Here is a 12,829-nt window from a genome sequence, read left to right as displayed (position 1 = left end):
CCGTGGTGACCATCATGGCCGAGCGTCCGACAGCCATAAACGCTGCTCAGCCCGGAGCATTCGAGGACATGCTCCGGATTGTCGAGCAGATGGACACACCGGCTGGCTACAAGGCCGAGCTCATTCGGGGGAAGATCGTCGTGTCGCCGTGGTCGAAGCTGCGCTACAAGAAGGTGATGAAGTCGCTGCGGCTTCAGCTGGAGCGCCATGCCCCGGAAGGGCATGACGTCGACGTGGCGCCCTTCCTCTTCACCTTTCCTGGATCAGAACGTGCGTTCGGCCCTGATCTCCATATCGCTGACGAAGCCGCCTTCGACGCTGACGGCAGGCACGCCGACGGCGAGGCGCTCTCCCTCGTGGCCGAGCTGACCTCCGACTCCACCAAGGACGTCGACTGGCTGGACAAGCTGGACACGTATGGCCGTGTCGTGCCCGTGTATCTGCTGCTCGACATGAAGATGCAGGAGATCAACGCGTTCTGGGATCCGTCCCCCAAGGGGTACCGATCACGCACCAACATCCCGTTCGGACGGTCCCTGCATGTTCCCGCCCCGTTCGACTTCGAGCTCGACACGTCGGAGTTCGTCGGCGACTCCGAGGACGCCTCACGCCAGGTAATTGAGTGAGTGTACGAGGGAGTACTGGTGAGCGCCGCGTCCGACGACGGGCTGGAGGATGAGTTGGCGTACCGGTGGCCGATCCCGCCCCCGGAAGGGCTGGACCTCGGACGACCTTGACCGGATTCCGGGCCTGCCGTCGCATACGGAGTTGATCTACGGGAGTCTCGTCGCGAGGAGTCCGCAGACCGCGTTCCACGTGCGCACTGCGCGCCTGCTGGACAACGCGTTGCTGGCGCAGGTTCCGGACCACATCGATGTCGACCGGGAAATGACAGTCAGGCTGGACAACAAGAGCTGGCCGGAGCCGGACATCGTGGTGTTCGCCGTGGAGGCGGTCACTGGTCCCGACCAGACCTGGTACGAGCCCGAGCACATCGTCCTCGCCGTCGAAGCCGTCTCGGCCGACTCCCGGGAACGTGACCGCGAGGTAAAGCCGTGTAAGTACGCGGCAGCCGGGGTCCATCACTTCTGGCGGGTCGAGCAGGACGACAGCGGCATTCCCGTCGTCCACGTCTACGAACTCGACCCGGCAACGAAGTCCTACGGTCTCACCGGCATCTTCCATGATCGGCTCAAAGTGTCTGTTCCGTTCGACGTCGAGATCGACCTGACAGCGATCAACCGACGCGGGGGCGAGTCCTGAAGCACAGCGCCGCGCTCAGAACGCCGCCTCAGCGATCCGCATCACATACGGCAGCTCCGGCGTCCGGCCCGTCGGGTTGAGGGAGTACACCAGGACGCGGCGCAGGTCTCGGGTGGCGAAGACGCCGCTCGTGTAGCCGGGGTAGGAGCCGCTCTTGCCCCAGACGGTGGTGCCGTTGGGGAGGACCGTGCGCTGGAGGCCGCCGTAGCTGAACTGTTTGTCGCCGGTGACTCCGGTGGGGAGGGTGAAGAGGGTCTTCTGCTGGGCGGGCGGTAGGAGACGGCCCCGGTAGAGGGCCGTGAAGAAGCGGGACAGGTCCGGGGCGTTGGAGATCATGCCGCCCTCGGCCCAGGCGTACGGGCTCTGGACGCTCACGTCCGTCAGGCCGTCGGAGTCCGACACCGTGCCCGAGCCGGGCTGCACGATCGCTCCCCGCGTGTACGGCGCCGGTATCGACCAGTCGTCCAGGGCCGGCACCGAGGTGTCGCGCAGGTGCAGGGGGCGCAGGATGCGGGCGTGGACCTCGTCGCCGTACGAGTGGCCCGTCACCTTCTCCACGATCAGGCCCGCGATGAAGTAGTTGATGCCGTTGTACTGGGTGACCTTGCCGGGTTCGGTCGGGTGTCCGCAGGACAGGGCCGACTCGACCACCTCCCTCGGGGGGACGTTCTGCTTGGCGCAGACGGGGATCTGGAGGCCGCTGGTGTGACTGAGCAACTGGCCGATGGTGATGGGGTGGTACTCGGAGGGGAGGAGGCCCGGCAGCAGGTCCCGGACCGTGTCGTTCAGGCTCAGGCGTCCCTCGGCGGTCAACTGCAGCACGACCGTGGACGTGAAGATCTTCGTGATGCTGCCGATTCTGAAGTGCGCGGCGGGGGAGGGGATGGAGGGGCCCGCGGTGCCTGTCCAGCGGCCGTCCCGTCCGGTCACCCGGATCAGGCCGCCCGTCACGTTCGGGTCGGGGAGGCCGGAGAGGGCCGCCCGCAGAGCCGTCTCGTCCAGTGCCGGGTGCTGGGCAGTTGAGGTTGGGCCGGAGATCGGCCCCGACCCGATCGCCATCGCCGGTAGGGTCCCGAGCGCCAGGACGGCCGACACGGCGCCGGCTGCGACTGCCAGGGCTCCGCCTCGATGTCCCCCGCGTAACGATGAGTTCGCCATGCGCATGAGTCTCACAGCCTCCTGTGGGACCCGGCATCGGGAAGATCCCTGACACGTTCCCTGGCACAGCCCTGAGCCACCCCTGACAGAAGGGGAAGTTGGCGGGTTCGTGCCCGCAATGATGAGGGTGGGGGCAGTCGGACGGGTTGCGCGTTGGCACAAAGCCGCCGATGCCGCACCACGACCCCCGGCTCAGTCGTTCGTCTTCGGCTGGCCCGCCTTGAGGGTCTCGGCCACGTTCAGGGTGACCTCGGCGCCGATCGAGTCGGGGAGGGTGACGGACTGGCCGGGGGAGTAGAACTGGTGGTTGTCGTACCCGCCGACGATCGGCTCGGTGAGGACGTGGACGCGCTGGTGCTTGCGGTCGACGACGACGTAGACGGGCACCTTGGCCTCGGCGTAGGCGGCGACCTTGGTCTTGAGGTCGTCCTTCCAGTTGCTGGAGGTGACCTCAAGGACCAGGCGGAAGCAGGCCGGGTCGTACGCGTTGTTCTGCACGAAGTGGTCGTCGATGTCGGCGTCGACGATCACGAGGTCGGGGATGGCGTAATCCTCGGCGCCGGTGGGGAGCCAGAGCCCGACGTTCTGTAGGACCTCCGTTTCGCCGTCGTCCAGTCCTGCGGCGATGAACGGCCGCATGAGCTTTGTCAGCGCACGGGCATGCGGGGCGTCTGGTGATGGGGTCACGAGGAGGTGGCCTCCGATGATCTCGACGCGGTAGCCCGGATGACGCTCCATGATCTCGTCGGCGATGGCCGTCAGTGAGAACGGCCGGTCGTCGTCGAAGGGCTGCTCGACGGATGCGGCGGACATCGCGTGCCTCCTGGGGGCTGGTGTCGAGAGCATCATCGTAGGACGGTGGGCGCCCCCGCGCCCGCGATGATCACGTTCACCCGATCGTGGCGTGGCACGCCCGAGGGCCCCACCCCCGGCGCAAACCGGGAAGCGGGGCCCTCACAGACGTACGAAGGAAAACGACCTCAGAAGCGGCGCGTGATCAGCGCCCTCTTCACCTCGGCGATCGCCTTCGTCACCTCGATACCGCGCGGGCAGGCGTCCGTGCAGTTGAACGTCGTGCGGCAGCGCCACACGCCGTCCTTGTCGTTGAGGATTTCGAGGCGCTGCTCGCCCGCTTCGTCACGGCTGTCGAAGATGAAGCGGTGGGCGTTCACGATGGCCGCCGGGCCGAAGTACTGGCCGTCGTTCCAGAAGACCGGGCAGGACGACGTGCAGGCGGCGCAGAGGATGCACTTCGTCGTGTCGTCGAAGCGCTCGCGGTCCTCGGCCGTCTGGAGACGCTCGCGCGTCGGCTCGTTCGTGTCCTTCGTGATGAGGAAGGGCATGACGTCGCGGTACGCCTGGAAGAACGGCTCCATGTCCACGACCAGGTCCTTCAGGACCGTGAGGCCCTTGATGGGCTCGACCGTGATCGGCTTCTCGGGGTTGATGTCCTTGATCAGCGTCTTGCACGCGAGGCGGTTCTTGCCGTTGATCCGCATGGCGTCGGAGCCGCAGATGCCGTGCGCGCAGGAGCGGCGGAACGTCAGCGTGCCGTCGATGTCCCACTTGATCTTGTGGAGGCCGTCGAGGACGCGCTCCTTGGGGTCGATCTCCAGCTGGAAGTCTTCCCAGGTCGCCTCCCCCGAGACCTCCGAGTTGAAGCGGCGTACCCGGAAGGTGACGGTGATGTAGGGCGAGTCGGCGAAGCCGGGCTCGGGCGTGCCGGCCGCGTCCGCCTTGTCCAGAGTCGGGGTTGCCATCAGTACTTACGCTCCATCGGCTGGTAGCGGGTCTGGACGACCGGCTTGTAGTCCAGGCGGACGGTCTCGGTGCCGTCGTCGCCCACCTCGCGGTACGCCATGGTGTGGCGCATGAAGTTGACGTCGTCGCGGTTGGGGTAGTCCTCGCGGTAGTGACCGCCGCGGGACTCCTTGCGGGCCAGCGCCGACACGGCCATGACCTCGGCCAGGTCGAGGAGGTTGCCGAGCTCGACGGCCTCCAGCAGGTCGGTGTTGAACCGCTTGCCCTTGTCCTGGATCGAGACGTTCCTGTAGCGCTCGCGCAGCTCCGCGATCTTCTCGACCGCCGTCTTGATCGTCTGCTCGGTGCGGAACACCATGACGTTCGCGTCCATGGTCTCCTGCAGCTCGCGCCGCAGTTCCGCCACCCGCTCGGTGCCCGTCGCGTCGCGCAGCCGCTCGATCTGGGAGACGACCAGCTCGGCCGGGTTCTCCGGCAGCTCGACGAAGTCCGCCTTCTGCGAGTACTCCGCCGCCGCGATGCCGGCCCGCTTGCCGAACACGTTGATGTCCAGGAGCGAGTTCGTGCCGAGGCGGTTGGCGCCGTGGACCGAGACGCAGGCGACCTCGCCGGCCGCGTACAGGCCGGGGACGACCGTGGTGTTGTCGGCCAGGACCTCACCCTCGACGTTCGTCGGGATGCCGCCCATGGCGTAGTGCGCGGTGGGCTGGATCGGGATCGGGTCCGTGTACGGCTCGATGCCCAGGTAGGTGCGGGCGAACTCGGTGATGTCCGGGAGCTTCGCGTCCAGCTGCTCCGGCGGGAGGTGGGTGAGGTCCAGGTAGACGTGGTCGCCCTCGGGGCCGCAGCCGCGGCCCTCGCGGATCTCCGTGTAGATGGAGCGCGAGACGACGTCTCGGGACGCGAGGTCCTTCATGACCGGCGCGTACTTCTCCATGAAGCGCTCGCCGTCCTTGTTGCGGAGGATGCCGCCCTCACCGCGGGCGCCCTCCGTCAGCAGGATGCCCATGCGCCAGATGCCGGTCGGGTGGAACTGGAAGAACTCCATGTCCTCCAGCGGCAGGCCCCGGCGGTAGACCGCCGCCTGGCCGTCGCCCGTCAGCGTGTGCGCGTTGGACGTCACCTTGAAGAACTTGCCGCAGCCGCCGGACGCGTAGATGACCGCCTTCGCCTGGAAGACGTGGATCTCGCCCGTCGCCAGTTCGTAGGCGACGACGCCCGCCGACTTCTTGACGCCGTCGACCTCGGTGATCAGCTGGTCGAGGACGTAGAACTCGTTGAAGAACTCCACGCCCTCCTTCACGCAGTTCTGGTACAGCGTCTGGAGGATCATGTGGCCGGTGCGGTCGGCCGCGTAGCAGGAGCGACGGACCGGGGCCTCGCCGTGGTTACGGCTGTGACCGCCGAAGCGGCGCTGGTCGATCGTGCCGTTCGGGGTGCGGTTGAACGGCAGGCCCATCTTCTCCAGGTCGAGGACCGAGTCGATGGCCTCCTTCGCCAGGATCTCGGCGGCGTCCTGGTCGACCAGGTAGTCACCACCCTTGACCGTGTCGAAGGTGTGCCACTCCCAGTTGTCCTCCTCCACGTTCGCCAGCGCGGCGGCCATGCCGCCCTGCGCGGCGCCCGTGTGGGAGCGGGTGGGGTACAGCTTGGTCAGGACCGCGGTGCGGCTGCGCTTCGTGGACTCGATGGCCGCGCGCATGCCCGCGCCACCGGCGCCGACGATGACGGTGTCGTACTTGTGGATCTTCATGATTCTCGCAACCCCGTGCCTAGCGGATGTTCGGGTCGAAGGTGAAGATCACCAGCGTGCCCAGCAGGATGGTGAACACCGTGGCGGTGTAGAGCAGGCCCTTCAGCCACAGCCGGGTGTTCGCGCGCTCCGCGTAGTCGTTGATGACCGTGCGCAGGCCGTTGGCGCCGTGCAGCATCGCGAGCCACAGCATGAGGAGGTCCCAGACCTGCCAGAAGGGACTCGCCCAGCGACCCGCCACGAAGGCGAAGCCGATCTTGGAGACGCCGCCGTCCAGGACGAGCTGGATCAGCAGGTGGCCGATGACCAGGACGACGAGCACGACGCCGGACAGGCGCATGAACAGCCAGGCGGCCAGCTCGAAGTTGCCCCGGGTCGACTTCGGCGTCTTCCTGGTCCGCTTGCGCGGGGCCTCGATGAAGGGCGCCGGGTTGTCGACGGAGTAGCCGGTCCCGCCCTCGACGGGGCCGATCCCGGACGCGCTGGTTTCAGTGGTGGCCATCTGTGTCAGCTCCCGAACAGTTCACGAGCGGCGTGGCCGAGGACGGGGTAGATCGCCCCGAGCATCAGCACGACCCAGACGCCTACGACGGTCCAGAGCATCTGCTTCTGGTAGCGCGGGCCCTTCGACCAGAAGTCGACGGCGATGACGCGCAGGCCGTTGAGCGCGTGGAAGAGGATGGCGGCGACGAGGCCGTACTCCAGCACGGCCACGATCGGCGTCTTGTACGTGGCTACGACCTTGTCGTAGTCCTCGGGGGAGACACGCACGAGAGCGGTGTCCAGCACGTGTACGAACAGGAAGAAGAAGATGAGGACGCCGGTGACTCGGTGAGCCACCCAGGACCACATTCCTTCCCGGCCGCGGTACAGCGTTCCAGCCGGCACGGAAGTCCCTCCGGGAGCGGGGTATCGGGGCCGCGCCGGCTTGTGCTGTCGGTCGGGCCCGGCCGGGTACGGTCCACCGGCCCCCAGCATCGTAGCGACGTGTGCCTGCGGCGCTTAAGCCGGGCCTACCTGTGTGATCAAAGTGGCATGCGGATGGGTGAGGCTGGGTGGCTTCTGGGGTGGGCTGTGCTGTTATGTGCCAGGTGCGGGTTCGTTGTGGCTGGTCGCGCCCCGCGGCGGAGCCGCAGATGTCACAGCCTCGCGCCCCTGAGGATGTCCAGTAGACGTCCTCTTGCAAGGCGCCGGAGTTCCTCCGCTGCTACCACCCGCTCCTCCTCCGGATCGTTCGCCAAACGTGACCGGATGGCCGCGAGGACGTGGTCCAGGGCCTCGTCCGGGGGGAGGTCGTGCAGGCAGATGACGAACGAGTGTCCGAAGCGGGACTCGTACGCCGCCTGTGCCGCGTTCAGGGCCATGTGGGCGGCTCCGTACGCGTCGTCCGGCAAGGGGGGCAGCGTCTCCGCTGTCAGTGCCTCGGTCAGGTCGCCCCAGGTCAGGTCGTAGGCCGCCTCGTCGGACGCGGCCAGGAGGGCGTCGACGTCCGGGTAGGGGCGGTGGGTGGTGAGGCGGTGAGCCCAGGAGGGGCTGCGGAAGCAGGCGAGGAGGGTGTGCCGGGCCTCGGCCTCGGGCGCGGAGTTGAACGCGTCCAGCAGGGCCGGGGGTGGTGTGCAGCGGCTCTGCTCGGGTAGCGCGGGTATGGCTACTCGGCCGGGAAGGTGCGCAGGCAGCGTGGGTCCTCGCGTCACGTGTGTTTAGGCAGGGGATGCTGTGAAAGGTGTGTCGTAAGGCTATCGAGAGTGGTCACGTCGTGTCCGACGGATACGCGAATTTCACCCGAACGGAAGAGTTTCAGAACGTGCGGTGGACACACTCCGGTCGACTCGGTCATAGGTTGGCATGGTGAGCCGCCACAGGCGTCGCCGGGCGCCGGAGAAGAAGGTACAGCGGAGGGCGCTGGTCATCGGGGCCGCGGCCGTCGTCTTCGGTGTGGGGCTCGGCGTGTGGGCGTCGGGCGACGAGGGCGTGCCGGCGGGCTCGGCGGCGCCGCGGCCCTCCGAGGCCTCGCGGGATCCCTCGGCCGCCGCACCGCCCGAGGCGGCGCCCAGTCCGACGCCGAGCCCCACGCGTACGTACCCGCTCTCGAAGGCGCCCCGGACCATACCCGCCGTCAGCGACCACACCCCGGCACGCGGGCCGGGGTGGAAGCCGGCGAGTGCTCACCGGGTGGTCGTGAACGACAAGGACCTCGCCGACGAGGGGCGGCTCATCGCCGGTGAGCTGGGGATGAAGTACGCGGGCGAGAAGGACGACGTGAAGGCCGGGGACGTACGGCTGGCGCTGAACGAGGACAAGGGCGCGAACCCGGAGTCCTACGCCATGACCGTGCGCGGCGGGCGGGTGACCATCAGCGGGCCGGACGACACCGGGGTCTTCTACGGCACCCGCACGCTGAAGCAGGAGGTGCACGGCGGCGGTACGGCGCCGGAGGGCGTCGTACGCGACCAGCCGGCCAAGCCGCAGCGGGCGTTCACGCTGGACATCGCGCGCAAGCCCTACACGGCCGGCTGGATCGAGGACCGGATCCGGGAGCTGGGCGACCTGAAGTACAACCAGCTCGGCCTGCACTTCTCCGACGACCAGGGGTTCCGGATCCAGTCCGACACGCACCCGGAGATCGTGTCGCAGCAGCACCTGACGAAGGCGCAGGTGAAGAAGATCGTCGCGCTGGCGGCGGCCCGGCACATCACCGTCGTGCCGGAGATCGACTCGCCGGGCCATCTGGGCGCGGTCCTCGCCGCCCACCCCGATCTGCAGCTGCGCAACGTGCAGGGGCGCGCGGTGCAGGGTGCGATCGACATCTCCAAGAGCGCGTCCGCCGACATCGTCGACGACCTGATCAACGAGTTTGCCGGGCTCTTCCCCGGCGGCCAGTGGCACCTCGGCGGCGATGAGTACCAGGCGCTCGTCGTGTCGAACCCGGAGGCCTCCTTCCCGCAGCTCGCGGCCACCGCGCGGGACAAGTACGGTGCCGGCGCCACCGTCGCCGACCTCACCACCGGCTGGCTCAACGACCGCGCCGACACCGCCCGCGCCCACGACCGCTCGATACGGGCCTGGAACGACGGCTTCTTCCGCGCGACCTCCGTGCAGCCCGCGAAGGACCTGAAGGTCGCGTACTGGACGGGCAAGGAGATCGGGGCCCGGCCGCCCGTGGAGTACCTCGACGCGGGCCGACAGGTGATCAACTACAACGACGAGTACCTGTACTACGTCCTCGGCGAGCCCCAGACCTTCGTCTATCCGACGGGGCAGCGGATCTACGAGCAGTGGACGCCCCGCGTGCTGCGCGGGAACGTCGCCGTGGCGGCCCGGTACGACGACCAGATACTCGGCGGGTCCTTCTCCGTCTGGGGCGACCTGCCGAACGCGCAGACGCAGGACCAGGTCGCGGCGGGGATACGGATGCCGTTGCGGGCCACCGTGCAGAAGCTGTGGGACTCCGGGAAGCCGCCGCTGTCGTGGACGCAGTTCCGGGCGCTGGCGAACGAACTGGGCTGAGCGATGAGTGATTCGTTGGCCGGAAACGTACTGTGACGCTGAGGGGCCGTCGCGCGCAGTAAGGGGAAGTGCGGGCTCCGCAACCGATGGCGCCCCGGTGAGGGAGGCGTGGATGAGCCTGGTGGATCTCATCGCTCAGGCCGACGACCGTGGGCTGGCCGCGAGCGGGTTGGCTTGTCTCGATCGGTGCGTGCCCCTGCTGGGCGGGGACGACGAGGTGCTGCGGCCCCTGTGGGGGAGCCTCGCGGACGGATCCGACGCGGCCGCCTGGGGTGAGCTCCTCGAGCAGGCGCGCGGCAAGCTGGACCCCGTGGAGGGCACCGCCGACGAGGCCGCGCTGCTCGCCGGCCGCATGCTCGCGGCGGCGCCCGACGTCCGGTCCGCCGAGCAGGTGCGGATGTGGGCCGACGCCTGCTCCGTCGCCTCCCTCCAGATCCACCGCCTCCTCGACCCGGCCAAGGCCGCCTCTCCGCTCGGCGCCTGCCGCGAGGGCCGCACCGAGGGCGTGCCCCCACTCGTCGCCGCCGAACTGCGCCGCCAGATCACCGTCCTCGAAGTACTCGCCGGCCACGGCCCGGCCGGCCTCCGCCGGGCCCTCGAGGTGTCGACGGAGGGCCGCCGGGTCCTGCGCGCGGTGGTGTCGCGGAGGGCACGGGGGCGGGGGTGAGGCGGCCGAGGGCGAGGCGGTCGGGGGGCGAGACGGTCGGGGGGCGAGACGGCCGGGGGGCGAGACGGCCGGGGGCGCCGCGTACGCGCCCGGTGCTCCCCGGAGTCGCGGGCGGCGCGAGGCGGTCGGGGGGGGCGAGACGGCCGGGGCCGAGGCGGCCAGGGTCGAGGCGGCCTGGGGCGGCCGGCCGGGGATGGTCGGGTTGAGAGGGCCCCTCAGGTCATCAGCCACTTCACCACCGCGTCCCCGGAGCGCGCCGTCTCGGCGTAGAACGCGGTCAGGTCGTGGTGGGCGCCCTTGAAGAGGCCGTGGGTCTGGGGCTCGGTGGTGGGGCCGCCGTAGCGGGGGACGAGGGTGGGGCGTGCGGCCTGCCAGAGGTCCTCGAAGTCGGTGGTGGTCAGGAACGCGGCCGCGCGGGCCACCTGGGCGGCGGTCAGCATGAGGAAGGGCGGCAGGTGGCGGTCGGGGTGGAGCACCGGGCGGCCGCCCAGGACGACGTGGGAGCGGGGTCCGGCGGGGGCGTGGTGCGGGGGAGCGCCGGCGTAGAGGAGCTCGTGGTCGAGGTAGCCCTTGTCCAGCACCTCCTCACGGTGCCGTTCGAGGCGCTCGCGCACGGTGTCCCAGTCGTCCTCGAAGAGCCTCCGCAGCCAGGGCGCGCTGTTGCGGAGCGCCGGCGGCGGTACGGACCGGAGATGGAAGTACATGCCCATGGGTGAAAGGAGCGCGCGAAGGCGCCGAAGCGTCACTCCGGGGCCAAACCCCCTGCGTGGCAAGGGTCCTGTGTCGGTCGTGCGACGGACGTGGGGCAATCCTGCGGCGGTCTCGGACAACGGCCCGATTCCCGTGACACGGGCCGACCTGACCTCGCTTTTCGTTGTATGACCACTGGGATGAGCGCGACGACGAGGACGATGAGCGAGAGGGCCCCGCAGCCGAACCGGCCCCACGCGGCGACGAAGCCGGTGCGATGGGCGGCGGACGCGGTGGCGACCATGCGCGAGGGCGCGCGGGTACGCCTGGACTACTCGGCGCAGAGCCTGTGGCGCGTCGACCGGATGATCGAACAGCTGCGGCACGAGGGGACGCCCGCCGCCGCCCTCGACAACGTGCTGCGCGGCTTCGGCGCGTACGCCGGTGAGGTGATCGTCCGCGAGACCGGTGCCGAGTGGTGGGCGACCGGTGGCGACCACTGGGTCCGTACGCCGGACGGTCGCCTGTGGGACCCCGTCGACGAGGCCCGCCGCTGCTTCGGCGGCCACGGCTCGCTGCGGCTCCTGTGCCGGGACGCGACGAGCGGTGAGCGGGGCTGACACCGCGGGCCCCACAGCTCGTACCACCCGTGTGGCGATCGACACCTCCGTGACACGTGATGTTTGCGGGACCGCATCCGCTTAGGCAGCGAGGGGCGCCGTACCGGCCCCCGTGCCGAGTGGAGGGGTGGGACCGGCATGGACGAGGTGGACGTGCGGGTGACGTGCGCGAGAGAGATGCGCCGGCACGCGACGGAGTTCGTCACCCGGGTCACCGCCCGCAGCAGGCTCCCCCTCGACTACTCCGTGGCCAGCCTGCGCGTGGTCGACTTCCTGATCGACGGGCTGCGCAAGGGCGGCGCCGACCGCGAGGGCGCACGCGAGACGCTCCTCGGCCTCGGGGCGTACGTCGGTGAGGTGCTCGTCCGCCGGGCGGGCGCGGCCTGGGTGGACTTCGACGACGACCAGCGCGCCTACTTCGACCGGCCGGTCGGCGTCCGGATGCCCGACGGCCGGGTCTGGAACCCCCTCGGCCGGGTCCTCAACCGCTTCGAATCGGGCGTACCCGAGGACTCCCTCCAGACCTTCTACCTCACCCTGCACGGGCGTCTCCGGCGACCGCCGGCCCAGCGAGTGGTCGAGTGAGGCATCGGGGCGCCGCGGCTGCGCGGGCGGCGTGGGGCGCGGACGAGGCGGTGCGGTGGCCGGGCGTGCTGTGACACTTCGGACGGGCGCGACGCTGTTGAGCGTGGGGACGTGGACACGGCCGGAACGTGTCGCACGACCGGCGACTCGCCACGCCCCCGCTCCGACCACCGCACGAACGAGGACAGCCTTGGGCCAGGGAGGGCAGCCCCGGCGCGCGCAGGCGTACGACGGGGAACTGGGCGCGGCGGTCGCGCGAGCCCAGGACGGCGACGAGTCGGCGTTCGCCGTCGCGTACCGGATCGTGCAGCCCGGGCTGCTGGGCTATCTGCGCGGTCTCGTCGGGGACGACGCCGAGGACGTCGCGTCCGACGCCTGGCTGGAGATAGCCCGGGACCTGGGGCGGTTCAAGGGCGACGGCGCCGGTTTCCGCGGCTGGACGGCGACCATCGCCCGGCACCGCGCCCTCGACCACCTGCGCCGCCAGCGGGTACGGCCGCGGGCGTCGGCACTGGAGTCCGACCTGGTGGAGATGCCGGGCCCGCACAGCACCCACGAACAGGCCCTGGAGTCCCTGTCCACCGAGCGCGCCCTGGACCTGGTCCGCGGGCTGCCGCGGGACCAGGCCGAGGCCGTGCTGCTGCGGGTCGTGGTGGGCCTGGACGGCCCGTCCGCGGCCCGCGTGCTCGGCAAGCGCCCCGGCGCGGTCCGCACCGCCGCGCACCGGGGCCTGAAGCGCCTCGCCCTCCAGTTGGGCGCGGAGAGTGTGACGGATGACGTCCCCCGGACGCTGGGGGAGTCGAAATGAACGGTGACGGCGGCAGA

General features: G+C 69.8%; 14 protein-coding genes and 1 pseudogene. 7 read left to right on the top strand and 8 right to left on the bottom strand.

Going from position 1 to position 12,829, the window contains the following annotated elements; genetic code table 11:
• Nucleotides 1-2: 2 nt before the first annotated feature.
• Nucleotides 3-626, top strand: a complete 624-nt coding sequence (locus tag ACGFNV_RS09825) for a Uma2 family endonuclease (RefSeq protein WP_393620919.1) — start codon at nt 3-5, stop codon at nt 624-626.
• 18 nt (nt 627-644) lie between these two features.
• Nucleotides 645-1,263: pseudogene (locus ACGFNV_RS09820) on the top strand (Uma2 family endonuclease).
• A gap of 15 nt (nt 1,264-1,278) precedes the next feature.
• On the opposite strand, the gene ACGFNV_RS09815 reads toward ACGFNV_RS09820, so the two are convergent.
• The 7 genes from ACGFNV_RS09815 to ACGFNV_RS09785 all read right to left on the bottom strand — a co-directional run bounded on the left by ACGFNV_RS09815 (nt 1,279) and on the right by ACGFNV_RS09785 (nt 7,629).
• Complete coding sequence (locus tag ACGFNV_RS09815) at nt 1,279-2,322, bottom strand: serine hydrolase domain-containing protein (RefSeq protein WP_393620917.1); 1,044 nt, start codon at nt 2,320-2,322, stop codon at nt 1,279-1,281.
• A gap of 291 nt (nt 2,323-2,613) precedes the next feature.
• Nucleotides 2,614-3,234, bottom strand: coding sequence for a Uma2 family endonuclease (locus ACGFNV_RS09810; RefSeq protein ID WP_393620915.1), 621 nt, complete (start codon nt 3,232-3,234; stop codon nt 2,614-2,616).
• Nucleotides 3,235-3,401: 167 nt separating this feature from the next.
• On the bottom strand, nt 3,402-4,181 hold the full coding sequence (locus ACGFNV_RS09805) for a succinate dehydrogenase iron-sulfur subunit (RefSeq protein ID WP_393620913.1): 780 nt from the start codon (nt 4,179-4,181) through the stop codon (nt 3,402-3,404).
• Nucleotides 4,181-5,935: a succinate dehydrogenase flavoprotein subunit gene (gene sdhA / locus ACGFNV_RS09800; protein WP_393620911.1), complete on the bottom strand. Its 1,755-nt coding sequence runs from the start codon at nt 5,933-5,935 to the stop codon at nt 4,181-4,183. Before sdhA ends, ACGFNV_RS09805 begins: the two co-directional genes overlap by 1 nt.
• A 19-nt stretch (nt 5,936-5,954) precedes the next feature.
• Nucleotides 5,955-6,437, bottom strand: coding sequence for a succinate dehydrogenase hydrophobic membrane anchor subunit (locus ACGFNV_RS09795; RefSeq protein ID WP_393620909.1), 483 nt, complete (start codon nt 6,435-6,437; stop codon nt 5,955-5,957).
• A 5-nt stretch (nt 6,438-6,442) separates the two neighbouring features.
• Nucleotides 6,443-6,823: a succinate dehydrogenase, cytochrome b556 subunit gene (gene sdhC / locus ACGFNV_RS09790; protein WP_310765524.1), complete on the bottom strand. Its 381-nt coding sequence runs from the start codon at nt 6,821-6,823 to the stop codon at nt 6,443-6,445.
• Nucleotides 6,824-7,074: 251 nt separating this feature from the next.
• Nucleotides 7,075-7,629 (bottom strand): 2-oxo-4-hydroxy-4-carboxy-5-ureidoimidazoline decarboxylase, encoded by a 555-nt coding sequence (locus ACGFNV_RS09785; protein WP_393620907.1) that lies wholly within the window; start codon nt 7,627-7,629, stop codon nt 7,075-7,077.
• 208 nt (nt 7,630-7,837) lie between these two features.
• On the opposite strand from ACGFNV_RS09785, the gene ACGFNV_RS09780 reads away from it, so the two are divergent.
• Together ACGFNV_RS09780 and ACGFNV_RS09775 are read left to right on the top strand one after the other, a co-directional pair.
• The gene (locus tag ACGFNV_RS09780) at nt 7,838-9,442 is read left to right on the top strand and encodes a glycoside hydrolase family 20 protein (RefSeq protein WP_393621484.1); all 1,605 of its coding nucleotides are present in this window, start codon (nt 7,838-7,840) and stop codon (nt 9,440-9,442) included.
• Nucleotides 9,443-9,554: 112 nt separating this feature from the next.
• The gene (locus tag ACGFNV_RS09775) at nt 9,555-10,109 is read left to right on the top strand and encodes a hypothetical protein (protein ID WP_393620905.1); all 555 of its coding nucleotides are present in this window, start codon (nt 9,555-9,557) and stop codon (nt 10,107-10,109) included.
• A gap of 215 nt (nt 10,110-10,324) precedes the next feature.
• Here ACGFNV_RS09775 and ACGFNV_RS09770 read toward each other — a convergent pair whose 3' ends face one another.
• The gene (locus ACGFNV_RS09770) at nt 10,325-10,813 is read right to left on the bottom strand and encodes a DUF1877 family protein (protein WP_393620903.1); all 489 of its coding nucleotides are present in this window, start codon (nt 10,811-10,813) and stop codon (nt 10,325-10,327) included.
• Between the two features lie 186 nt (nt 10,814-10,999).
• Here ACGFNV_RS09770 and ACGFNV_RS09765 point away from each other — a divergent pair, with 186 nt between their 5' ends.
• The 3 genes from ACGFNV_RS09765 to ACGFNV_RS09755 all read left to right on the top strand — a co-directional run bounded on the left by ACGFNV_RS09765 (nt 11,000) and on the right by ACGFNV_RS09755 (nt 12,812).
• Nucleotides 11,000-11,419 carry a hypothetical protein gene (locus tag ACGFNV_RS09765; protein ID WP_393620901.1) on the top strand — a complete coding sequence of 140 codons (420 nt, stop codon included), beginning with the start codon at nt 11,000-11,002 and terminating at the stop codon, nt 11,417-11,419.
• A 138-nt stretch (nt 11,420-11,557) separates the two neighbouring features.
• Complete coding sequence (locus ACGFNV_RS09760) at nt 11,558-12,004, top strand: hypothetical protein (protein WP_393620899.1); 447 nt, start codon at nt 11,558-11,560, stop codon at nt 12,002-12,004.
• Between the two features lie 190 nt (nt 12,005-12,194).
• A complete protein-coding gene (locus ACGFNV_RS09755) occupies nt 12,195-12,812 on the top strand; it encodes an RNA polymerase sigma factor (RefSeq protein ID WP_393620897.1) in 618 nt (205 codons plus the stop codon).
• Nucleotides 12,813-12,829: the final 17 nt, after the last annotated feature.

The sequence above is a fragment of the Streptomyces sp. NPDC048751 genome, assembly GCF_043198595.1.
In the GTDB taxonomy this organism is placed as follows: Bacteria; Actinomycetota; Actinomycetes; order Streptomycetales; family Streptomycetaceae; genus Streptomyces.
Note: the sequence above shows the minus strand (reverse complement) of the source record. Positions and strands in the feature narration are given on the sequence as shown.

What these genes read in the sequence shown, in the direction of transcription:
- ACGFNV_RS09815 (WP_393620917.1), bottom strand. Translation starts at nt 2,322, where the DNA reads ATGGCGATCGGGTCGGGGCCGATCTCCGGCCCAACCTCAACTGCCCAG.
- ACGFNV_RS09810 (WP_393620915.1), bottom strand. Translation starts at nt 3,234, where the DNA reads ATGTCCGCCGCATCCGTCGAGCAGCCCTTCGACGACGACCGGCCGTTC.
- ACGFNV_RS09805 (WP_393620913.1), bottom strand. Translation starts at nt 4,181, where the DNA reads ATGGCAACCCCGACTCTGGACAAGGCGGACGCGGCCGGCACGCCCGAG.
- sdhA (WP_393620911.1), bottom strand. Translation starts at nt 5,935, where the DNA reads ATGAAGATCCACAAGTACGACACCGTCATCGTCGGCGCCGGTGGCGCG.
- ACGFNV_RS09795 (WP_393620909.1), bottom strand. Translation starts at nt 6,437, where the DNA reads ATGGCCACCACTGAAACCAGCGCGTCCGGGATCGGCCCCGTCGAGGGC.
- ACGFNV_RS09775 (WP_393620905.1), top strand. Translation starts at nt 9,555, where the DNA reads ATGAGCCTGGTGGATCTCATCGCTCAGGCCGACGACCGTGGGCTGGCC.
- ACGFNV_RS09770 (WP_393620903.1), bottom strand. Translation starts at nt 10,813, where the DNA reads ATGTACTTCCATCTCCGGTCCGTACCGCCGCCGGCGCTCCGCAACAGC.
- ACGFNV_RS09765 (WP_393620901.1), top strand. Translation starts at nt 11,000, where the DNA reads ATGAGCGCGACGACGAGGACGATGAGCGAGAGGGCCCCGCAGCCGAAC.
- ACGFNV_RS09760 (WP_393620899.1), top strand. Translation starts at nt 11,558, where the DNA reads ATGGACGAGGTGGACGTGCGGGTGACGTGCGCGAGAGAGATGCGCCGG.